The following is a 23,173-nucleotide window of genomic DNA, read 5'->3' on the forward strand; positions in this document are numbered from 1 at the left end:
GCATGAAAGACAAAGCAAGCGTGTGCTATAATTTTCAAAGGACTGAAATAAGGAGGAGCTTAAAATGTTAGACAAGCTAGAATTAGTTATTATTACTGGGATGAGTGGAGCTGGTAAAACAGTTGCGATTCAGAGTTTTGAAGACTTAGGCTATTTTTGTGTGGATAATATGCCTCCGACTTTATTACCGAAATTTTGGGAGTTAATTACCGAATCTGATAAATTAAATAAAGTAGCTTTAGTTATTGATTTGCGTTCCAAGGCTTTTTATGAAGAAACATTAGCGATTTTAAAGAAATTGTCAGAAGAGCAAGCTGAAAATATTCGGGTCTTATTTTTAGATGCGTCCAATGAAGAGTTAGTAATTCGTTATAAAGAAACACGAAGAAAGCATCCTTTAAATGTTGATGGTGGTGTCTTACAAGGGATTGAATTAGAACGTGAAATGTTAGAACCGATTAAAGTTCAATCTCAATTAGTGATTGATACAAGTGATAAAACACCACGGAAATTACGAGAAGAAATTTTTAAACGGTTTAGTCAGCAAGAAAAAAAGGCCTTTCATATTGAAGTGATGTCATTTGGCTTTAAATATGGGATTCCTATTGATGCTGATATTGTTATGGATGTCCGTTTCTTACCAAATCCATATTATATTCCGGAATTGCGTAATCAAACAGGTTGTCAAAAAGATGTTGCGGATTATGTGATGAAATTTGCGGAAACAAAAGAATTTATTACTAAATTTGAAGAATTGTTACAAGTAGCTTTAGCTGGCTATCAAAAAGAAGGTCGAGCTGGAGTAACGATTGCTATCGGCTGTACTGGTGGACAACATCGGTCGGTTGCGATTACAAATCAAATTGGTGAATATTTAAAAGAAAAATACCAAGTTAATATTGCGCATCGTGATATTAACAAGAGAAAGGAAACGGTTAATCGTTCATGAAAAAAGTAAGTACGTATCGTAAAAAACCAAAGATTGTTGTCATGGGCGGAGGAACCGGTCTTCCTGTTATATTAAAAAGTTTAAGAAAACAAAATGCTGATATTACCGCAATTGTGACTGTAGCTGACAATGGTGGATCATCGGGGATTATCCGAGATTATATTAATGTGGTGCCACCAGGCGATATTCGGAATGTTTTGATTGCTTTATCAGATTTACCAGAGTTAGTTAAAGATATTTTTCAATATCGATTCTCTTCTAAAGATCAGTTTTTCTCTGGACACGCGATTGGGAATTTAGTGATTGCAGCTTTGTCAGAAATGAATGATGATAATATTTTCCAAGCTATTCAAGAATTAGCAGCTTTAATGAACGTTGAAGGACATGTCTATCCTGCTGCTAATATGCCATTAACGTTGAATGCTGAATTTATGGATGGAGAAATCTTGGCGGGGGAAACAGAGATTGCTGGTGCCGGGAAAACTATTAAAAAAGTTTGGTTAACAACTAATGATGAGCAAGTACCAGCTGCTATGCCAGAAGTTATTGAAGCAATTCAAAACGCTGATCAAATTGTTTTAGGCCCCGGGAGTTTGTTTACAAGTATTTTACCGAATTTAATGATTGAAAATGTTGGCGAAGCTTTACGTACCACCCAAGCTGAAGTTATTTATATTTGTAATATTATGACTCAAAAGGGTGAAACGGAACATTTTACCGATGCAGAACATGTCCGGATTTTAAATCAACATGTGGGGCAAAAGTTTATTGATACAGTTTTGGTTAATACGCAAGCTATTCCAAAAATTCAAGAAAAACAACCGAAAAGTGATGAGTATTTAACACAAGTTACACATGATTTTGCGGGCTTACGTGAACAAGAATGTCGCGTTATTTCAGATAATTTCTTAACTTTAAAAGAAGGCGGAGTTTACCATAATGGCGATCGTGTTGTGCAAGAATTAATGCAATTAACGGGACGACCATTATCATGGAAACAAAATGAAAGTAATTAAACGAGAGGAGGGCTGACCTTGTCATATGCGAGTGATGTCAAAAAAGAATTAACGACTTTAGAAGTGAATTATGCCGGTAATGCGAAGGCTGAGCTAATGGCATTGATTCGTATGAATGGTTCGTTAAGTATTGTCGATCATCAATTTGTGTTGAATGTTCAGACGGAAAATCCTGCAATTGCACGTCGGATTTATAAGTTATTGAAACAGTTTTATGATGTTGAAAGTGAACTACTTGTTCGCCGTAAAATGAAATTAAAAAAGAATAATTTATATATTGTACGTTTGAAAACCGGAAGCGATTATGTTTTAAAAGATTTAGATATTTTAGATGGGTTTCAAATTAAAGCAACCGTTCCGCTTGATTTTTTAGATGATGATGGCAAAGTTCGCTCATATTTACGTGGAGCATTTTTAGCTTCAGGATCAGTCAATAATCCCGAAACAAGTCGCTACCATTTAGAAATCTATTCTTTGTATGAAGAACACAATGCGACAATTTGTCAGATGATTAATCGTTATAACTTACATGCACGTCAAACAGAGCGCCGGAGTGGTTATATTACGTATTTAAAAGAAGGCGAAAAGATTGCTGATTTCTTATCTTTAATTGGTGCGACAAGTTCAATGTTACAGTTTGAAGATATTCGGATTGTACGTGATATGCGTAATTCCGTGAATCGGATCGTCAATTGTGAAACAGCTAATATGAATAAGATTGCTGATGCAGCTAATCGACAAATTGAAAATATCAAATATATTGATGAAGAAGTTGGAATTCAAACTTTACCAGTTAAGTTGCAAGAAGTGGCAACGATTCGTTTGGAATATCCAGAAGTTAGTTTAAAAGAATTAGCAACATTAGTTCCGAGTGGACCGATTTCTAAATCAGGGATTAATCATAGGTTACGTAAAATTAACCAATACGCTGATCAATTACGTGGCGAATATCATTAAAAAAACGTCTTGATGACGATTAACAATTAAGTTAATTATCATCAAGACGTTTTTTGTGTGCTAAGAGAGAGTAAGTGTTTAATCTAATTGAACAACTGTAATACCTAGATCTTCAATTTCTTTAATTAAAGTTGGATCTGAAAAATTATCAGTAATAATAATATCAATTTGAGATAAGTTTGCTATTTTAAAGTTAGAAGACTTACCTAATTTGGAATAATCAGTTACCAAAATAACTTGATTAGCATTTTCGATAATTTTTTGGTTAATTCGCGCTTCATAAATTTTTGAAGTTGATAACCCTTTGTCTAAGCTAATACCTGAACAACCGATAATAGCTATGTCGGCTTGAATGTTGTTAAAGGAATCATAAGCCAAATCACCAGTCATAATATTACGTTCAAAACTGATTTCACCACCACTTAAAAGATAAGTAGATTTTGGATTGCGTTTGAAATCAATGGCTGAAATATTATTCGTTAGTAAAGTGAATTGTTTATCCGATAAATAATTCAAGCTATGAATCGCCACAGAACTAGAATTGATAAACAACATTTGTTCATCTTTTACGTAATTAGCAGCTGTACGGGAAATCTTGTTATTCATGATGTTTTGTTGATGGTGGTCAGTATCATTACTTTTATCAATGTAATAAAGCTTGTTTTGATGTTGAGTAATGATGTTCATGTTCTTTAGAATCTGACAATCGCGCCGAATTGTCATTTCTGAAACGTTAAACCTCTCACTTAATTCGCTAATTGTTGAGTATTCTTGAGTAGACAAAAATACAATTAGCTCATCTCTTCTTTTTTTGATATTCTCTTTTGAATTTTTCATAAAATGAGCTCCTTTAAACAAAAAAACAAGTTTGTACATTCAATTTAACATAAAACGTGTGAAATTAACATAAAAAGTTATTGAAAACGGTTTTTTGGTGGTATATACTTAGCTTGTAACATAAATAGCAACAAAAAGCTTAAGAGTAATGGAGGAGTTTTTTATGGTAAAGAAACCAACAACACTTAATGAAGTCTCACGGGAAAAATGGATTTTATCTACATTCCCAGAATGGGGAACATATCTTAACGAAGAAATCGCTGCTGAAAAAGTAGCTAAAGGCACATTCGCAATGTGGTGGTTAGGATGTACAGGTATTTGGTTGAAGACACATGAAGATACAAATATTTTATGTGACTTATGGTCAGGTACAGGTAAACAAAGCCATGGTGATGGTACAATGCGTCAAGGTCACCAAATGATGCGTATGTCTGGTGTTGAAGCAATGCAACCAAACTTACGTAACAAACCATTCGTTATCGATCCATTCGCAATTAAAGATGTCGACGCTTTATGTGTAACACACATTCACTCAGATCACTTAGATATTGTTACAGCTGCAGCAGTTAACAACAACTGTCCAAAAGCTAAATTTATTGGTCCTAAAGAAGTTGTGGAAACATGGAGAAAATGGGGCGTTCCTGAAGAAAAACTTATTACAGTTAAACCTGGCGATGAAGTTCAAGTTGGTGCTGTAACAGTTAAGGCAATGCAAGCATTTGACCGTACAGCTTTAGTTACAGAAGATGATTTAGATACAACATTGAAAGGCAAAATGCCTAAAGATATGGACGTTATGGCTGTTAACTACTTATTCGAAACAAGTGGTGGTAACCTTTACCATGCAGCTGATTCACATTACTCAAACTTGTTTGCTAAACAAGGTAACGAAAACCAAATCGACGTTGCTTTAGGAGCATACGGCGAAAACCCTCGTGGTATTACAGATAAGGTAACATCTGTTGATATTTTACGTATGGCTGAATCATTAAATACAAAAGTTATTATCCCAGTTCACTATGATATTTGGACAAACTTTATGGCTGATCCAAAAGAAATCACAGAACTTTGGAAGATGAAAAAAGATCGTCTTCAATATGAATTTAAACCATTTATTTGGGAAGTTGGGGGCAAATTCACATATCCAAACGATAAAGATCGTATGGAATTCATGTTTGACCGCGGTTTCCATGATGCATTTAAGAATGACAACGACACACCGTTTCCATCATTCTTATAAAATTTAGGGGGAATTAACAAATGTTACGTTATTTTCATGACAATGGACTTGTAAAAATCGAAGAACGTGTCCCAGAAAACTGGGAAGAAGCAATTCGTTTTAGTGCAGAAGTGCTAAAAGACAAATCATTGATTACTGATGAATATGTAAATCAAGTAGTCAACGATGTTAAAGAATACGGACCATATATTGTAATTATTCCAGGTGTCGCAATGCCTCACTCAAGTGCTGAAAACCAAGGTGTTTTAGGTACAGGGATTGGCTTTACAATTATGCCAGAAACAGTTTCTTTTGAAGAAAACAATCCTGAAAAAGATGCTAAATTATTCTTTATGTTAGCGGCTAAAGATTCAGAACAACATATGCAAAATATTGCAAACTTATCAGAATTGTTAATGCAAGATGGTATGGTTGAAGATTTAATGCAGATCAAAACTTTAGAAGATTTTGAATCTGTAATGAACAAACACAATATGTAAAAAGGAGCGACAAAACAAATGGTTGTATTTGACGTATTAATGACAGTTTGGGATTATTTCGTAGCGAATATCCTAACTAAACCTGCATTCTTAATCGGGTTTATTGTTCTCTTAGGTTATATCCTATTGAAAAAACCTTGGTACGAATGTATTTCAGGTTTCTTAAAAGCTACAGTAGGTTACTTCATCTTAACAGTAGGTTCTGGTGGATTAGTTAAAAGTTTCCGACCAATTATCGTTGGTTTGAAAGAACGTTTCAATTTAAGCGCGGTAGTTATTGATCCTTATTTCGGACAAGAAGCTATCAACCACGGTATTAAAGAAGTCTTTGGACGTTCTTTTGCTGACACAATGTTATTATTATTAATTGCTTTTGTCTTTAATATCGTAGCTGTACGTTTGAAAAAATATACAAAAATGCGTGCTGTTTTCACAACAGGTAACGTTCAAGTTCAACAAGCTGCAACAGCTTTCTGGTTATTATTATTCTGCTTCCCTGAAATGGGTCGTATCCCAGTGTTAATCACAATGGGTGTTATGTTAGGTCTTTACTGGGCAGTTGGTTCCAACTTAACAGTAGGTATTACACAAGATTTAACAGAAGGTGCTAGCTTCTCTATCGCTCACCAACAAATGTTTGGTATTTATATCTTTGCTCGTTTAGCTGAAAAATTCCGTAAAAAAGGCGAAAATGCTTCAAAACGTTTAGAAGATATCGAATTACCAGGTTTCTTATCAATGTTTAACGATAACATGGTAGCAACATCTATCTTGATGTTATTCTTCTTCGGAATTATCTTAATCGTTTTAGGACCAACATACTTAATTAAAGGTGGCTTCATGCAACCTGGACAAAGTTTCGTGTTCTATATCTTACAAACAGCTTTAATGTTTGCGGTTTACTTAGCTATCTTGCAATTAGGGGTACGTACCTTCGTTGCTGAATTAACAGAATCATTCCAAGGTATTTCTAACAAATTATTACCTGGTGCTGTACCAGGGATCGACGTTGCTGCAACATTCGCATTCGGTTCACCAAATGCTGTTACAGTAGGTTTCATGTTCGGTGCTTTAGGACAATTCTTAATGATCTTATTATTATTAGTCTTCAAATCACCAACAATTATCGTAGCTGGATTTATCCCATTGTTCTTTGATAATGCTGCAATCGCTGTATTCGCAAATAACCGTGGTGGTTTGAAAGCTGCTATGATCTTCCCATTCATCTCAGGTATCCTTCAAGTTGCTGGTTCAGCTCTTATCGCTACATGGGTTGGCCTTGCACCATACGGTGGTTACTTAGGTATGTTTGACTGGGCAACAATTTGGCCAGGATTCACAGTTCTTATGAAATTCTTAGGATACTTCGGTATCGCAATTGTCGTAATTATCTTAATTGCAATTCCACAATTCCAATACAGAGCTGATAAAGAAGGTTACTTCTTAAAAGCAGAAGATTACGATGCATGGTTAGAATTACAAGAAAAATAAAATTAGGTTATTAAATTTTAAAAACAAAAAATAAAAATAAGAGGTGCTTATAATGCGAGTTTTAGTTTCATGTGCAAATGGTTCAGGTACAAGTTTAATGATGATGAGAACAGCTGAAAAAGCTTTAAAAGAGTTAGGATTCAAGATTACAAATATTAATCACTGCTCAATTTCAGAAGGTAAAAACTCAGCTAAAAACTATGATGTTGTATTCACACCAACAACATTCGTAAATATGTTTGAAAATGCTGCTAAAAAAGGCGTTCGTGTTATCGGTATTAAGAACCCTATGTCAGTTAAAGAAATTCAAGAAAAAGTTGAAGAATCAGATTTAGCTGAAGTATTTAAAAAATAAGACTGAAATAACGAGAAGGATGATGAATTGATATGAGACCAAAATTACAAATTGCTTGTGATCATAATGATTTAGCAGCAGCTTTAGAAGATATTAAAAACGTGGGGGACGTAGTTGATATTATCGAAGCCGGAACAATTTTAATGTTGCAAGAAGGACGTCAAGTTGTGGAATGTTTCCGCGCTTTATATCCAGAAAAAATTATTGTAGCTGATACAAAATGTGCTGATGCTGGGACAACAGTTGCTCGCAACTGTGCCACAGCAGGTGCTGACTACATGACATGTATTTGTTCAGCAACAATTCCAACAATGAAAGCAGCTAATGCTGAAATTGATGAAATTCAAGTTGAATTATACGGTGATTGGACATATGAACAAGCACAACAATGGTTAGATGCTGGTATTTCTCAAGCCATTTATCATCAAAGTCGTGATGCTTTATTAGCAGGCGAAACTTGGGGCGAAAAAGACTTAACAAAAGTTAAAAAGTTAGTGGAAATGGGCTTTAGAGTATCTGTTACAGGTGGATTAAATACAGAAACATTAGCACTTTTTGAAGGTGTTGACGTTTATACATTTATCGCTGGACGTGCAATTACTAAAGCTGAAAATCCTAAACAAGCTGCAATGGATTTCCAAGCAGAAATCAAACGTATTTGGGGATAATAAACTATAGAAAAGTGGTAAGTGATCGATGGTTTCATTAGGTATTTATGAAAAAGCATTACCTAGAGATATCAGTTGGAAAGAACGCTTAGAACTTACTAAAGAATTGGGATTCGATTTTTTAGAGTTTTCTATTGATGAAAGCGACGAAAGATTAGCGCGCCTTGAATGGACGGATGAACAAATTGCTGAACTTCGTGATGCGATTTGGGAAACTAATGTGCCAATCTATACAATGATGCTAAGTGGTCATAGACGATATCCATTAGGATCTAAAGATGCAAAAATCAGAGAAAAATCGCTTGAAATGTTTGAAAAAGCAGTCAACTTAGCTAGCAAATTAGGTATTCGTAATATCCAAATGGCAGGCTACGATGTTTTCTATGAAGAAAAAGATGTTTTGACAAGAGAATTGTATAAAGAAAATCTTCGCAAATGTGTCGAATTAGCTGCAAGTAAGCAAGTTACTTTAGCAATCGAAACAATGGACGATCCATTTATTAATTCTTTAGCCAAAGTGCAAAGATACAAAGACGAAATAAAAAGTCCTTGGCTTCAAGCCTATCCAGATTTGGGCAATATGTCCGCTTGGTTAGGTGATGGAATTATTGATGATATTGAACAACACGTTGATATCATTGCAGCCATTCATTTGAAAGATACTTTACCTGTTACAGCTACAAGTAAAGGTAAGTTTAAAAACGTACCTTTCGGCGAAGGTTGTGTCGATTTCAAAGGCTTATTATACATGTTGAAAAAATTAAATTATCAAGGTACATTTACTGTTGAAATTTGGTCACAAGAAAACTTTGATGATCCAATTCCTGATGTAAAAGCAGCGAAAGCTTTCTTTGATGAAATTTTTCAAGAAGTATATTAATAATTAGTTGAGGCGATAAGGAGATTTAAGGTATGTTAGAAAGTTTAAAACAAGAAGTATATGAAGCAAATATGCAATTACCTGAATTAGACTTAGTTTCCTTTACATGGGGAAATGTTTCAGGAATCGATCGGGAGAAAGGTCTCTTTGTTATCAAACCTTCCGGTGTACCATATGCTGACTTACATGTTGAAGATATGGTCGTTGTCGATTTAGATGGTAATGTTGTTGAAGGTGATTTAAATCCTTCCAGCGATACACCAACGCATGCTTATTTATATAAGAAATTTGAAAAAATTGGTGGGATTGTGCATACACACTCACCATGGGCTGTTAGTTTTGCATCTGCAAACATGGATATCCCAGCTTTCAATACAACTCATGCAGATACATTCTATACCGACATTCCAGCAGCACGTGCATTAACTGAAGAAGAAATTAATTCAGCTTATGAACTAAACACAGGTAAAGTTATTGTGGAAGAATTTGAACGTCGTGGTTTAGATTATGAAGCAACACCAGGTACTTTGGTTAGCCAACACGGTCCATTTACATGGGGTGCTACACCTGAAAAAGCTGTGTATAATGCGAAAGTCTTAGAAGTAGTTGCAGAAGTAGATTACCATGCTTTACAATTAACAAAGCAAAATCTAGACTTGCCTAAGTATTTATTAGATAAACATTATTACCGTAAACACGGTGCCAATGCTTACTATGGTCAAAAGAAATAGTTAAATTTTAAAAGAGCTACCTTGATTAATTCAAGGTAGCTCTTTTTTGGTAAATTAAAAAGCAGTTAAGCCAAATACTTAACTACTTTTTATAAAGCTTATTTTTTGTTTTTCATTACATCATCAATTAAACCATATTCAACAGCTTGTTGTGCTGTCATAAAGTTATCACGTTCGGTATCTTTGTCAATTGTTTCAATTGATTGACCAGTGTGATCAGCTAAAATTTGGTTGATTAATTTACGTGTTTTTAAGATGTGTTCAGCTGCAATTTGAATTTCAGTTGATTGACCTTGTGCACCACCTAATGGTTGATGAATCATGATTTCTGAGTTAGGTAATGCGAAGCGTTTACCTTTAGCACCAGCTGTTGCTAAAACAGAAGCCATTGATGCAGCCATTCCCATTACGATTGTTTGAACATCAGAACTAACGAAGTTCATTGTATCGTAAATAGCTAAACCAGCTGAGACGGATCCACCTGGTGAATTGATATACATGTAGATATCTTTTTCAGGGTCTTGAGCATCTAAAAAGAGTAATTGTGCGATAATTGCGTTTGCCATATCGTCATTAACTTCACCAGAAACCATGATAATTCGATCTTTTAAAAGACGGGAGTAAATATCATAAGCGCGTTCACCTTGAGATGATTGTTCGATGACTGTTGGTATTAAATTCATTAAGAAAACCTCCATAAGAACTCATTTTAAACTAAAAAATGAGTTAAAAATTAACGTTAATGTTAGTTTATACTAAGTAAGCAACAAGGTCAATCTTCTCAAAAGGTTGTTAAATTAATAATGTATCGAAACAAAAGAGTGGTTAAAGTGTGTTAGAATAGTAAAGAGATGATTGAGAGGAGATTGGAAAATGATTAAGTTAGGTATTATTGGAACTAATTGGATTACAACTGCTTTTGTACAAGCTGCACAGCATACGAAAGAATATCAATTAACAGCGGTTTATTCACGGACTTTAGCTAAAGCAACGGAATTTAGTCAAGAATATACACCACAACCAAGCTTATATACTGATTTAACAACATTTTTTGCTAGTGAAGACTTTGATACAGTCTACATTGCATCTCCTAATAGTTTACATTTTTCCCAAATTAAACAAGCTTTATTAGCTGGTAAGAATGTAATTGTTGAAAAACCAGCTTGTGTGAATCCGAGCGAATTTGCAGAAATTCGTCAGATTTTACAAGAACATTCAGAATTACATTTTTTTGAAGCAGCACGACACTTACATGAAGAAAATTTTAAAATTGTACAAGAAGAAGTCCAAAACATTGGTCAAATCCAAGGAGCAACGTTAACCTATGCCCAATTCTCATCACGGTATTTAGATTATCTAGCTGGTAAAGAACCTAATATTTTTACTTTGAAATATGCTGGTGGAGCTTTACAAGATTTAGGCGTGTATTTAGTATATGAAGCATTAAGTTGGTTTGGAATGCCGGAAGAAGTAAGTTATATCCCTTTAAAATTAGCGAATGGAATTGATGGACAAGGACTAGCTATTTTAAAATATAAAGACTATAATGTTACTTTAAATTGTAGTAAGATTTATCAATCCAATCAGGATAGTGAGATTTATGGTAGTGATAAAACCATCTTGATTGAACATGCTGGTGAATTAAAAGCAATTAAATTAATTAGTAATCAGCAACCGAATATTGAAATTATTAGTCAAACAACTGCAGATCATGATTTAATGGCAGCTGAAGCAAGTGCTTTTAGCCGAATTATTAATCATCCTCAAAATAAAAACTATCAAAAATTAGAAGAAGAATGGTTAAATTTAGCACAAAATGTTAATCAAGTTTTATATGATTTACGCCAAAGTGCTGATATTAACTTTCCGAGTGAAAAATAAAAAAAGCGAGGTTCACAATGAATCCACAGATTAAAGAAGAATTTTTAAAGCAAGGTTTTACAGAATTAACACCAATCCAAGAAGCAGTTTATCCTGATTTGAATGCAGGTAAATCCGTTTTAGGTTTGGCACCAACAGGTTCTGGAAAAACATTAGCTTATACATTACCAATTATTGAACAATTAACACCAAAAGCAGGAACACAACTTATTATTATTGCGCCTTCTCAAGAATTAGCTATGCAAATTACGAATGTAGTTCGTGATTGGGTAAAGGTCTTAGATTTAACAATTACACCAATTATTGGTGGTGCTAACGTTAAACGCCAAGTTGAAAAATTAAAAAAACGTCCTGAAATTATCGTAGGAACACCAGGACGCTTATTGAATTTAATTCAAGAAAAAAGACTTAAAATGCATAAAGTTAAAAGTATTATTATCGATGAAGCTGATGATTTATTACAAGATGAAACTTTAGCTGATTGTCGGACTTTAGTTGGAAGTGCACCAACTGATGTTCAATTAGCTTTCTTTTCTGCTACACAAACAGATATTTTACATCAATTGCATAAATGGTTTGGTTGTGATGTAGTAACACATGATGTAAGAGCGATTGATAATACACAAGGTGAAGTGACTCATTATTTAGTTGAAACACCAACACGTAAAAGAACAGATGCTTTACGTCGATTAGCTAATATGAATGAATTTTATGGCTTAGTTTTCTTCAAGAAAAACTCTAGTCTAAATGATGTTTATGATAAATTAAAACACCATCATGTTAAAGTCGCTAAATTAAGTGGTGAAGAAAGAAAACAAGAACGTGAACAAGCGTTAAAAGCTTTGCGGAAACGTGAAATTAATTTGTTATTAACAACTGATGTAGCAGCACGTGGATTGGATATTCCGAATTTACCAGCTGTAGTTAATTATGATTTACCAAAAGATGCGAACACTTATATTCACCGTGTTGGTCGGACTGGCCGGATGGGTGCTCCAGGTGTTGTAATTAATATCGGTAATGAACATGATTTACGTCACTTTAAACAATTAGTTAGTTCTGAAAACTTTATGATGATTCCAGGTTATATTTATCATGGACAATTAGTTAGCGATAAAGATGAAGTAGAAATTCCAGAAGAAACACTTGATGCTAAACCAAAAACACCTAAGAAGAAAAAAGTTAAGGTGAAAAAGGCTGCTGCGGAAACTGTTACTAAACCGAAAAAGAAACGTAAAAAACGCCAACGTGATCAAAAGAATAAAGGCAAACGTAAATAATAACGTAATTTGACAAGTATTGAAAAGATTTCTATACTTGAAAGAGTTATGTTGTGTGCTTGTAGCTCAGTAGGATAGAGCAATCGCCTCCTAAGCGATAGGCCATCGGTTCGATTCCGATCAAGCACATAATAAAAAGCGATGAGAATTTTTTCTCATCGCTTTTTTGTTTTTAGAAAATATGATAACTATGGTGACGAACTTTTGTTGCACCGTTTGGATCAGCAGTTTGTGAAGATTGTGCTGTTCTTTTTGGTGCTGTGCCAGCTTGTTCAGCTGCAACAAATCTTTTTTTACCATCAAATAAATATAATGCAGCTGTAAGGAGAGCAACGAAACCTCCAACAGTGATCGTTTTCCAAGTGAAATTAAAAACTAAATATCCAGAAGCAAGTAAAGCTAATATAGGTATTAAATAACCACCCGGTAAACTAAAACCATGGTTTGGAAATTGTCCGTTATGTTTGAATTTGATAACAGCTAAAATAGATGGAACATATTGAACAAAGGAGGCTAAAACAATACATGAAACTAAAAAGATATATGATTGAGTAATCAATATACAAGTAACAATCATAGTCATAATAATGCCTACCCAAGGAGCATCATATTTATTAGTTTTGCCGACCCATTTTGGTAATAAGGCATGTTCATTGGATAACGAAGCAAGTAATGTTGGTGTATTAAAAGAGCAAGCAAATGCTACACCGAAAATACTCATTAACATGCCGATAATAATGATAATATAACCCCATTGGCCAATTGCAGATTTGAAAGCTGTGGCAATTGGAGTTGTAGAAGTACCCATTTTTGTACCAATAATCCCAATAGCAATTAAAATCATGAGTGAATATAAAATTGTTACGCTAATCATAACTGCTATTAGCACACGAGGAATATTTTTTTCTGGATTATTCATTTGCCGAGCTGCAATCGGAATAAATGAGAATCCAGTAAAGAGATAGAAAACAACACTAAATGCAGCACCAAAATGATGGAAAAATGCTCCAGTATTAGCGGCTGCAGCTACTGGCATAATAGGTGTGAAGTCAGCTTGTTTTAAGAAAAACGCCCCAACTAAAATAAATAAAACTATAGTTGATAATTTAGCTGCTGATGAAATATTATCAATGATCTTCATTAAACTTTGACCAAAGAGATTGATAATTGAAAAAATAACAATTAAACCGATAGCAGTAGAGAAATAAATAACTTGATTATTATATGCTGGTAAAAAACTTTTTAAGGTGGTTAATAATGCAACTACTTCCGCTGCATAAGTACAACAACCTAAAAACCAGATGAATACACCCAGTTCATAACCAGCAAAACGACCAAAAGCATTATAGGAATAAACCCAAGCAGCACCAGATTCAGTAAATCTGCTAGATAAGTCTGCGTAACATAAAGCTATAAAGCTAACGGTTAAGGCTGCAGCTAATAAAACGACAACACTTAATAAATTCATATCTTTGTAGATTTCTTGTGGTAGCAAAAATGCACCTGAACCAATTACACCGTTAATTCCTAAAAAATAGATAGAAATAAATGATAATTTTTTAGTGGAACTATTTTTTAGCGTCATATCAATCCCTCCTAGATTATAAAGTAAAAATCTAGGTTATTTATCGATAATTTTTACACAATATATTGTGGGGTTATCAATGTAAAAATATCATTGGAATATTATATTGCAAATTCAATATAGTCCTTGTTTTTTCAAAAAGCAATTCAAACGTATTGTTAGGTGATGTGATTTTAAAGTTTACAAGATAATATTTTTGATTAAAAAATAATAAAAATATAAAAAGTCATAATATTTGCAAAAAAAATTAAATGAGTATATAACGAAATTGTAAGAAGGATTTTGCTTACTATAAGGTTATTTATCGGGATATTACGTGGGGTTGTTAAGTTTGTAAGTCGAGATGATTAGGGATTGTTTTAAGGAGATGGTCGAATTGGCAGATGTACAAACAAATCATAAAATTAAACAAAAAACGTATATTTCTGTCTTAGCATTAACAATGATGAATGTTTCGATGGTTGCTAGTCTTTCTAATGATGTCCAACAAGCTTTTTATGGATTATCATCGGTAACTTATTTTGCTTTGGGTGCGATTTTTTTCTTTATTCCCACGGGCTTAGTTGCTGCAGAATTAGCATCCGGTTGGAGTAATCGTGGTGGTATTTTCCGCTGGGTTGGTGAAGGAATTGGTAAAGGATGGGGATTAGCGTGTCTTTTAATATTATGGTTCCAAACTATGATCTTATTCGGGATGACAATGCCTAGTTTTACTGCAACGATTATGTTTTATACTCCACATTATGATAGTGCGGTTCAATTTGCGCAAAATCCACAACATGAAATTTTAATTATGACAGGCTGGATTATCCTATATTGGTTATTAGCTTTTATGGCGACTAGAGGTGTTAAGGCGTTTTCAAAAATGGCTAAGTATGGTGTTATTATCGGGAGTTTGATTCCTTTAGTAATCATGATTATTTTAGCTGGCGTTTGGTTAGCGCAAGGTCATACCCCAGAAATTTCGATGGCACCAAAAAATTTAATACCAAAATGGAATGGATTTAGTACATTAGCTTTGGCGGCTGGTGTCTTTTTTTCATATACAGGAATTGATATGAATGCTGCTCATATTAAACAACTCAAGAATCCCGGAAAAGATTTTACGAAAGCTTTGTTTATTTCAATTGGGATAGCTTTTATGATTTTTGTAGTGGGAACGGTAATTGTTGCCATGGTTATACCTAATAATGAATTAAATATTGTTTACTCGCTCTTTTCAGTATTTAAAGTTTTAGGAGCTACAATCGGGATGCCATGGTTATATATGGTATTAGCGTGGGCTTTGCTATGTAATACATTTGCGATGGTAGTTACTAATATGGCCGGTCCATCATTTATGTTGGGACAAGTTGGTGCTAGTGGTTTCTTACCAAAATGGTTCCAACATAAAAATAAATTTAATATGCCATCACGGTTAATGTATACACAAATGATCGGGATGACTTTGATAGCTTATTTGGTGAAATTAGTTCCAAACGTTGAAGGATTTGTGATTTTACTTACTCAAACTGTAACTGTATTATATTTATTCTACTATGTCTTAATGTTTACTACATTTTTGAAATTAAGATATAACCAACCTAATCGACCAAGATCTTTTAAAGTGCCTGGCGGGAAATTCGGTGCTTGGGTAGTAGCTTTAGTAGGGTTAGGTTCATGTATATTTGGGATAGTTTTAGCGTTATATCCTCCAGCACAAATTGCAGCTGAAGTTGGATCACCAGTAGTTTATGTATCTACTATTTTAATTTTAGTGACGGTGATTTTGGGGATTTGTTTTATCGTTTATCAAGCTTCGAAACGTCATCCAGAATGGGTCGATGTTAATAATAATTTCGATCCTTTTACATGGCAAATTGAAGGTTTGAAAAAACCAGGTAAAGTGTTATCAAATGTTCCCACAGCTGTGATGTCAGCTGATCAAAATCCTATGGGGATGAGTATTAAGAGACCTTATAAACCAAATGAACAAGTAAGCACAGCTGAAACGAAAGTAAATCCACAACATGATGATAGTAAAAATGAATCAAAGTAAATAAAACTCAATAGATTTGTTAGAAAGGGAAGAATAATTATGGAAAAGAATTTAAATCTTACAAACCTCGAAGCAATGCGGAAAGCTTTTTTAGCAGATAAAGTTTTACAAACAACTCAAAATGCAGTAATGGAAAATGGTATTAAAAAATCAATTACTAATCGTAGTGTGATTGAGCAACATCCTTTTGCTTTCTCAGTAGATGTTGATTCTGATAAACCCTTAAATCAAAATAAATCTGGTCGGTGTTGGATGTTTTCGGCTTTGAATTTTATTAGATTTCAAATTGAAAAGAAACATAATTTGAAAGATTTTGAATTATCACCAAATTTTACATTCTTTTACGATAAGTTAGAAAAAGCAAATTATTTCTATCACAATATTGTTGAAACGGCAAACAAACCATTATCTGATGATTTAGTGCGTTGGTTATTAAAAACACCGCAACAAGATGGTGGCGATTGGAGTTTAATTGTTAGTTTAATTGAAAAGTATGGTTTGGTACCAAAATCTATTATGGATGAAACAGCTGTGAGTCAAAATACGCAAGAATTAGACTTTATGTTTAATCGAAAATTGCAAAAAGATGCGATGATTTTGCGTGACATGGTTGCAGCTGATAGTAGTACAGAAGAAATTGATAAACAAATCCAAAAATTTAATGAAGAAAATTATAAAGTGATTGCGATTGCTTTAGGAACACCACCGGAAAAATTTGTTTACGAATATCGTGATGCTGATAATCAATATCATACAACAGGTGAAATTACACCATTAGAATTTTTTGAAAAATTTGTTGATATTGATTTAACGGAATATGTTGAAATTATGAATTTACCAGGTGAAGGTTATGCATATAATCAAACATACGGTATTGAATTATCCAAGAATATGGTTAACGGACGCGATAATAAATATCTTAACTTACCTATGGATGAAATGAAGCAGTTAGTAATTGATCAATTGAAAGACGGACTTCCAGTTTGGTATGGTTGTGATGTTTTACAAGAATGGAATAATCCGGCTGGCGTTTTAGAATTAGGAGTCTATGATTGGGAACGATCTTTTGGAATTGAATTAGGAATTGATAAAACAAAAAGATTTGAATATGGGGAAAGTTTACCAACACATGCAATGACGATTTGTGGTGTTGATTTAGAAAATGGTCATCCAACTAAGTGGAAAATCCAAAATTCATGGGGAGATAAATTAGGCCATAAGGGATATTTCATTATGGGAGATGCATGGATGGATCAATACACATATGAAGTTGTTGTTAATAAAAAATATCTAACGAAAGAACAATTAACTGCATATGAAAAAGAACCTATCATATTGCCATATTGGAATGCAATGAATCCAATTTAGTCAAACTTTAAATAGAAAGAAGATGCTGTTTATGGGATGCACAACTGTTATTGCAGGTAAAAAAGCTACAATTAATGGATCTACTATGATTGCTAGAAATTGTGATGCAGAGCAAGTGGATGTACCTATTAAATTTGTGGTACAACCAGCACAACCACAAGAACAAATATTTCATTCTTATGTTACAGGATTAGACATACCGCTTCCTAAAAATGCTTTACGCTATCAAATGGCACCATTTGTGGAATATCAAAAACATGGCCAATTTGGTGAATGTGGAATTAATAGTGATAATGTTGCAATGAGTTCTACAGAAAGTTTATATGGTAATCCTCAAGTTTTAGCTTTGGATCCACTAGTGGACAAAGGGATTGGTGAAGATGCGTTATTAAGTATTGTTTTACCTTTTATTCATTCTGCACGAGAAGGTGTTGAATATCTGGGTAAATTAATCGCAAAATATGGCTCACATGAAGGTAATGGAATTATTTTTAGTGATCAATCGGAAGTTTGGTATATGGAAATACCGACTGGACATCATTGGGTAGCTAGTCGCTTACCAGATAATCAAGTTGCCGTGATTGCAAATCAAGTTTCACAACAAGAAATTGATTTTGATAATCCAAATGATTTTATGTGGTCAGAAGGTATTCGTGAATTTGTATCTAAAAATTCTTTAAATCCAGATCAAAAAGGTTTTAATTTTCGGCATATTTTCGGGACATCTACAGCACGTGATCGGGTATATAATACACCACGTGTTTGGTTTGGCCAACGTTATTTAGGTTATAATGCGATAGCGCCAGATAGTAATGAGCTTGCGTTCCATTTTACACCTGGTTATAAAGTAAAACATGAAGATTTAGGATATATTTTAAGTTCTCATTATAATGAAACAGAATATGATCCATTGGATATGACTAATAGTGAAGCGTTGAGACTTAAATTTAGAGCAATTTCTTTAGCGCGTTGTGCAGAATCACATATTTTAGAATTACGAAATAATGTACCTGATGAGATTGCGGGAATTACTTGGTTTAATTATGCACCAACAGCTTTTAATCCGTATGTACCTTTTTATTCCAATGCTAATGATACAGCTACAGCATATAATCAAACAGATTTAGAATATAATGCACAACAAGCATACTGGATGGCACGAAATTTAGCTAGTTTAATTGAACCAAATTATACTGAAATGAAAGATTTATTAATTGGTTTAAATGGCTTTTTACCAACAGTCGATCAATTAACTAATAAAATGGTTCATGATACAGATCAAGTAGTTTTAAATCATAAAATTGAGACAGATGTTACAGCATATTTAACTCAAGTAAATGAAGAAAATGCTAAACAAATTGTACAAGTAACTAATAAAACAATTGGTAGTTTAGTTGATCGGGCGATGCAGTTATCTCGATTAAAATTTTCAATTAATACAGATGTGTTACATTAAATAAAAAAAGACATCGCACTTAATTTCAGTGTGATGTCTTTTTTTGTTGTTTAATTAAGCCCAATCACCATTGCGGAAAATTGGAACAATTGTACCATCTTCTTTAATACCATCGATATTCATATCAGCAGAACCGACCATAAAATCAACGTGTGTTTGACTGACGTTCATACCAGCTTCAGCTAATTCTTCATCAGACATGTTTGTACCATTTTGAAGACTGAAGGGATAGGATGCGCCAATTGCTAAGTGGTTTGAGGCATTTTCATCAAATAATGTTTCAAAGAATGTAATTCCTGATTGAGAAATAGGTGATGGATCAGGCACTAAAGCTGCTTCACCTAAAGATAATGAACCTTCATCAGTAGCGATTAAGTGTTCTAAAATATCTTGACCTTTTTCAGCTGTGGCTTTGATAATTTTACCGTCTTTGAAAGTGAATTCCATACCTTCTAAAACACTACCTGCATAACTTAAAGGTTTTGTGGAACGAATATGACCATTAATACGACGACAATCAGGAGCTGTGAAAACTTCTTCGGTCGGCATATTCGGCATAAAGGCAATATTCTCATCAGTAACGGCACTAGCACCAGTCCAAAGGTGGTTCTTAGGAAGTCCAATCGTCAAATCTGTAATTGGGGAAGTATAATGTAAAGCGCTGAATTGTTCTTTATTTAACCAATCTGCTTTTGCATGAATTGTGCGATCATGATCGTCCCAAGCTTGAATTGGATCAGCTTCATTCATTCGTGTTGTTTTGAAGATTTCTTCCCATAAACGATCAATAGCTTCTTGACCTTTTAATTCAGGGAAGACTTTTTCAGCCCAAGCTTGATCTGCTGCACCAGCAAAAGTCCAAGCTAATTCATTGTTAGCTGTGGCGCGCATTAATGGACGTAAGGCTTTTCCGTGAGCAGCTTGATAAGTTGCAATCCGGTTTTGATCAAGACCAACGAAAGCATCAGGATCAGAAGAAACAATCGTAATTCGTGCTGCTTTTTTGTCCACAAGGTAGTTACCTTCAGCTACGATATAATCAGGGATATTTTCTAGACGTTCTTGTGAAGCATGTGCTAAAAATTGACGATTTACAAAATCATCATTCCATTTGACGATAACATCACTAGCACCTAATTTATATGCTTCTTCAACAATTAAATGAGCTAATTCTTGTTGAGTTACAGAAACATAAATAATAACTGTTTGATCTTTTTGAACATTGGCACCAACTTTAACGATTAATTCAGCATATTTCTTTAATTTATCTTGAAAATTTGAGATAGACATAAAGAACCTCCTTTAATATTGTTGTTATTATTATAACATATTGTAAAAATTCTTTATTAGAAAAAACTAAACTTATTATTAAGAATGGTTTTATGTAATAAAAAACTCCACTGAGCTGAGATCAGTTCAGTGGAGTGTGAATTTAATTTGGAATAATTAAGCCCAATCACCATTACGGAAAACAGGAACAATTGTGCCGTCTTCTTTAATACCATCGATATTCATATCAGCAGAACCAATCATGAAATCAACGTGTGTTTGACTAACGTTCATACCTTCAGCAGCTAATTCTTCATCAGTCATCTTTGTACCATTTTCGATACTAAATGGATAAGACGCACCGATTGCTAAGTGATCAGATGCATTTTCATCAAATAATGTTTCAAAGAATGTAATTCCGGATTGTGAAATAGGTGATGGATCAGGAACTAAAGCAACTTCACCTAAAGATAAAGCACCTTCATCAGTTGCTAATAAGTGTTCTAAAACATCTTGGCCTTTTTCAGCGCTCGCTTTAATGATTTTACCATCTTTGAAAGTGAATTCCATACCTTCTAAAATATTACCAGAATAGCTTAATGGTTTTGTGGAACGCACATAACCATCGATGCGACGGCAATCAGGAGCTGTAAAGACTTCTTCAGTTGGCATATTAGCCATGAATTCAACATCATCAGAGTTGAAACTACCAGCACCTTCCCAAATATGGTTTTTAGGAAGACCGATTGTAATATCTGTAATTGGAGATGTATAGTGTAAAGCGCTAAATTGTTCTTCGTTTAACCAAGCTGCTTTAGAACGTAATTTTTCATCATGTTCTTTCCAGGCTTGAATTGGATCTGGTTGATCGATACGTGTTGTTTTGAAAATTTCTTCCCATAAACGATCGATAGCTTCTTGACCTTTTAATTCAGGGAAAACTTTTTCAGCCCAAGCTTTATCAGAAGCACCAACAACTGTCCAAGCTAATTCATTGTTAGATGTAGCACGCATAACAGGGCGTAAAGCTTTACCACGAGCTGATTGGTAAGTTGCAATGCGTTTTTGGTCAAGACCAGCAAATGCATCTGGATCAGAAGATACAACAGAAATACGTGCTGCTTTTTGGTCAACAATATAGTTACCTTCAGCCACGATATAATCAGGCATGTTTTCAAGACGTTCTTGGGAAGCATGTGCTAAGAATTGACGGTTTACAAAATCGTCACTCCATTTCACAATAACATCACTAGCACCTAATTTATAAGCTTCTTCAACAATTAAGTGAGCCAATTCTTGTTGTTGAACTGAAATATATAAAACAACAGTTTGATTTTTTTGTACGTTAACGCCGACTTTAACGATTAATTCAGCGTATTTCTTTAATTTATCCGAAAAATTTGAGATAGACATAAAGAACCTCCTTTAATAGTGTTATGATTATTATACCATATAGAAATGTACTTTATGAGAAAAAGATTAGTTTTTAATGTTATTGAGGTGGGGATAAAATGAAAAAAATAAAAGTAATGACAGTTTTTGGGACACGTCCCGAAGCGATTAAAATGGTGCCACTTGTTTTGGCTTTGCAAAATGATGATCGTTTTCAAGCTATTACAGTAGTTACAGGGCAACATCGTGAAATGTTAGATCAAGTTTTAGAGATTTTTGATGTGAAACCAGATCATGATTTGGATATTATGCATCAAAATCAAACTTTAACTGATATTACAGCGTTAATTTTAGAAAAGTTAGATCAAGTTTTAAAAGAAGAACAACCAGATATTGTGTTAGTTCATGGGGATACAACAACGACATTTGCGACGAGTTTAAGTGCGTTTTATAATCAAATTCCGATTGGGCATGTGGAAGCTGGGTTACGAACTTGGAATCGTTATTCGCCATTCCCAGAAGAAATGAATCGTCAAATGACAGATGTTTTAAGTACTTTATATTTTGCACCAACTCCGCAAAGTAAAGCGAATCTTTTAAAAGAAAATCGACCAGAAAAAGATATTTTTATTACAGGAAATACAGCGATCGATACTTTAATGGATACTATTAAGAAACCATATCAATTGGATTGCTTAGCTAATGTAAAACCAGAACATAAAATGATTTTAGTCACTATGCATCGACGTGAAAATTTAGGCGCCGCAATGGAAGAAGTCTTTCAAGCTTTATTAGAAGTTGTGCAAGAAAAAGATGATGTTGAAATCGTTTATCCAATGCACTTGAATCCTAAAGTCAGAGAAGTTGCCCGGAAAATTTTAGGTAATCATCCGCGCGTTCATTTGATTGAACCATTAGATGTCACAGGTTTTCATCATTTGTTGAATGAAAGTTATTTTATTATGACTGATTCTGGTGGTATTCAAGAAGAAGCACCATCTTTAGGAAAACCTGTGTTAGTTTTACGTGATACTACGGAACGTCCTGAAGGAATTGCAGCACAAACATTAAAATTAGTTGGGACACAGTCAGCTAATGTTAAAAAGACAATGTTAACCTTGTTAGAAGATCAAGAATTATATCAAACAATGTCACAAGCAAGTAATCCATATGGTGATGGTCATGCATCACAAAGGATCTTAGATGATATTGCATATTATTTTGATCAAACATTATCACGACCAGCCGATTTTGAAATTTAACTAAAAAAAGTATTTCAGAGCAACTTTTTAGCTGCTACT

General features: G+C 33.9%; 21 protein-coding genes and 1 tRNA gene. 17 read left to right on the forward strand and 5 right to left on the reverse strand.

Annotated features, from left to right (window positions below; genetic code table 11):
• Positions 1 to 64 precede the first annotated feature (64 nt).
• The 3 genes from rapZ to whiA are packed head-to-tail and all read left to right on the forward strand — an operon-like array spanning position 65 to position 2,922.
• A complete protein-coding gene (gene rapZ, locus G540_RS0101250; RefSeq protein WP_027106522.1) occupies positions 65 to 949 on the forward strand; it encodes an RNase adapter RapZ in 885 nt (294 codons plus the stop codon).
• Entirely contained in the window at positions 946 to 1,965 is a 1,020-nt protein-coding gene (locus G540_RS0101255; protein WP_027106523.1) for a gluconeogenesis factor YvcK family protein, read from the forward strand. Before rapZ ends, G540_RS0101255 begins: the two co-directional genes overlap by 4 nt.
• A gap of 18 nt (positions 1,966 to 1,983) precedes the next feature.
• Complete coding sequence (gene whiA / locus G540_RS0101260; protein WP_027106524.1) at positions 1,984 to 2,922, forward strand: DNA-binding protein WhiA; 939 nt, start codon at positions 1,984 to 1,986, stop codon at positions 2,920 to 2,922.
• A gap of 78 nt (positions 2,923 to 3,000) precedes the next feature.
• Here the strand turns inward: whiA and G540_RS0101265 are convergent, their stop codons facing one another.
• On the reverse strand, positions 3,001 to 3,759 hold the full coding sequence (locus G540_RS0101265) for a DeoR/GlpR family DNA-binding transcription regulator (protein ID WP_027106525.1): 759 nt from the start codon (positions 3,757 to 3,759) through the stop codon (positions 3,001 to 3,003).
• A gap of 163 nt (positions 3,760 to 3,922) precedes the next feature.
• On the opposite strand from G540_RS0101265, the gene ulaG reads away from it, so the two are divergent.
• The 7 genes from ulaG to G540_RS0101300 are packed head-to-tail and all read left to right on the forward strand — an operon-like array spanning position 3,923 to position 9,603.
• Complete coding sequence (gene ulaG, locus G540_RS0101270; protein ID WP_027106526.1) at positions 3,923 to 4,999, forward strand: L-ascorbate 6-phosphate lactonase; 1,077 nt, start codon at positions 3,923 to 3,925, stop codon at positions 4,997 to 4,999.
• A 20-nt stretch (positions 5,000 to 5,019) separates the two neighbouring features.
• Entirely contained in the window at positions 5,020 to 5,478 is a 459-nt protein-coding gene (locus G540_RS0101275; protein WP_027106527.1) for a PTS sugar transporter subunit IIA, read from the forward strand.
• Positions 5,479 to 5,496: 18 nt separating this feature from the next.
• On the forward strand, positions 5,497 to 6,969 hold the full coding sequence (locus G540_RS0101280; protein WP_027106528.1) for a PTS ascorbate transporter subunit IIC: 1,473 nt from the start codon (positions 5,497 to 5,499) through the stop codon (positions 6,967 to 6,969).
• A 52-nt stretch (positions 6,970 to 7,021) separates the two neighbouring features.
• Positions 7,022 to 7,324 (forward strand): PTS sugar transporter subunit IIB, encoded by a 303-nt coding sequence (locus G540_RS0101285; RefSeq protein ID WP_027106529.1) that lies wholly within the window; start codon positions 7,022 to 7,024, stop codon positions 7,322 to 7,324.
• A gap of 32 nt (positions 7,325 to 7,356) precedes the next feature.
• On the forward strand, positions 7,357 to 7,992 hold the full coding sequence (locus tag G540_RS0101290; RefSeq protein WP_027106530.1) for a 3-keto-L-gulonate-6-phosphate decarboxylase UlaD: 636 nt from the start codon (positions 7,357 to 7,359) through the stop codon (positions 7,990 to 7,992).
• Positions 7,993 to 8,020: 28 nt separating this feature from the next.
• Positions 8,021 to 8,872, forward strand: a complete 852-nt coding sequence (locus tag G540_RS0101295; protein ID WP_027106531.1) for an L-ribulose-5-phosphate 3-epimerase — start codon at positions 8,021 to 8,023, stop codon at positions 8,870 to 8,872.
• Positions 8,873 to 8,904: 32 nt separating this feature from the next.
• Positions 8,905 to 9,603 carry an L-ribulose-5-phosphate 4-epimerase gene (locus G540_RS0101300; RefSeq protein WP_027106532.1) on the forward strand — a complete coding sequence of 233 codons (699 nt, stop codon included), beginning with the start codon at positions 8,905 to 8,907 and terminating at the stop codon, positions 9,601 to 9,603.
• Between the two features lie 98 nt (positions 9,604 to 9,701).
• Here the strand turns inward: G540_RS0101300 and clpP are convergent, their stop codons facing one another.
• A complete protein-coding gene (gene clpP / locus G540_RS0101305) occupies positions 9,702 to 10,286 on the reverse strand; it encodes an ATP-dependent Clp endopeptidase proteolytic subunit ClpP (RefSeq protein WP_027106533.1) in 585 nt (194 codons plus the stop codon).
• A 190-nt stretch (positions 10,287 to 10,476) separates the two neighbouring features.
• Here clpP and G540_RS0101310 point away from each other — a divergent pair, with 190 nt between their 5' ends.
• The 3 genes from G540_RS0101310 (at position 10,477) to G540_RS0101320 (ending at position 12,893) form a co-directional block, all read left to right on the forward strand.
• The gene (locus G540_RS0101310; RefSeq protein ID WP_027106534.1) at positions 10,477 to 11,484 is read left to right on the forward strand and encodes a Gfo/Idh/MocA family protein; all 1,008 of its coding nucleotides are present in this window, start codon (positions 10,477 to 10,479) and stop codon (positions 11,482 to 11,484) included.
• 17 nt (positions 11,485 to 11,501) lie between these two features.
• Positions 11,502 to 12,764 (forward strand): DEAD/DEAH box helicase, encoded by a 1,263-nt coding sequence (locus tag G540_RS0101315; protein ID WP_027106535.1) that lies wholly within the window; start codon positions 11,502 to 11,504, stop codon positions 12,762 to 12,764.
• 55 nt (positions 12,765 to 12,819) lie between these two features.
• Positions 12,820 to 12,893 (forward strand) — tRNA-Arg (locus G540_RS0101320).
• 43 nt (positions 12,894 to 12,936) lie between these two features.
• Here G540_RS0101320 and G540_RS06830 read toward each other — a convergent pair.
• On the reverse strand, positions 12,937 to 14,349 hold the full coding sequence (locus tag G540_RS06830; RefSeq protein ID WP_081653516.1) for an APC family permease: 1,413 nt from the start codon (positions 14,347 to 14,349) through the stop codon (positions 12,937 to 12,939).
• 376 nt (positions 14,350 to 14,725) lie between these two features.
• On the opposite strand from G540_RS06830, the gene G540_RS0101330 reads away from it, so the two are divergent.
• The 3 genes from G540_RS0101330 to G540_RS0101340 are packed head-to-tail and all read left to right on the forward strand — an operon-like array spanning position 14,726 to position 19,211.
• Positions 14,726 to 16,387, forward strand: a complete 1,662-nt coding sequence (locus G540_RS0101330; protein WP_268888531.1) for an APC family permease — start codon at positions 14,726 to 14,728, stop codon at positions 16,385 to 16,387.
• 39 nt (positions 16,388 to 16,426) lie between these two features.
• Positions 16,427 to 17,755, forward strand: coding sequence for a C1 family peptidase (locus G540_RS0101335; protein ID WP_027106537.1), 1,329 nt, complete (start codon positions 16,427 to 16,429; stop codon positions 17,753 to 17,755).
• A gap of 31 nt (positions 17,756 to 17,786) precedes the next feature.
• On the forward strand, positions 17,787 to 19,211 hold the full coding sequence (locus G540_RS0101340) for a C69 family dipeptidase (RefSeq protein ID WP_027106538.1): 1,425 nt from the start codon (positions 17,787 to 17,789) through the stop codon (positions 19,209 to 19,211).
• Between the two features lie 54 nt (positions 19,212 to 19,265).
• Here the strand turns inward: G540_RS0101340 and G540_RS0101345 are convergent, their stop codons facing one another.
• Positions 19,266 to 20,501 (reverse strand): aminopeptidase, encoded by a 1,236-nt coding sequence (locus tag G540_RS0101345; protein WP_027106539.1) that lies wholly within the window; start codon positions 20,499 to 20,501, stop codon positions 19,266 to 19,268.
• 156 nt (positions 20,502 to 20,657) lie between these two features.
• Complete coding sequence (locus tag G540_RS0101350; protein WP_027106540.1) at positions 20,658 to 21,893, reverse strand: aminopeptidase; 1,236 nt, start codon at positions 21,891 to 21,893, stop codon at positions 20,658 to 20,660.
• A gap of 98 nt (positions 21,894 to 21,991) precedes the next feature.
• Between G540_RS0101350 and wecB the strand changes: the two genes are divergently transcribed.
• Entirely contained in the window at positions 21,992 to 23,134 is a 1,143-nt protein-coding gene (gene wecB / locus G540_RS0101355) for a non-hydrolyzing UDP-N-acetylglucosamine 2-epimerase (protein ID WP_027106541.1), read from the forward strand.
• Positions 23,135 to 23,173: the final 39 nt, after the last annotated feature.

Source organism: Ligilactobacillus ceti DSM 22408, assembly GCF_000423245.1.
Classification (GTDB): Bacteria; Bacillota; Bacilli; order Lactobacillales; family Lactobacillaceae; genus Ligilactobacillus; species Ligilactobacillus ceti.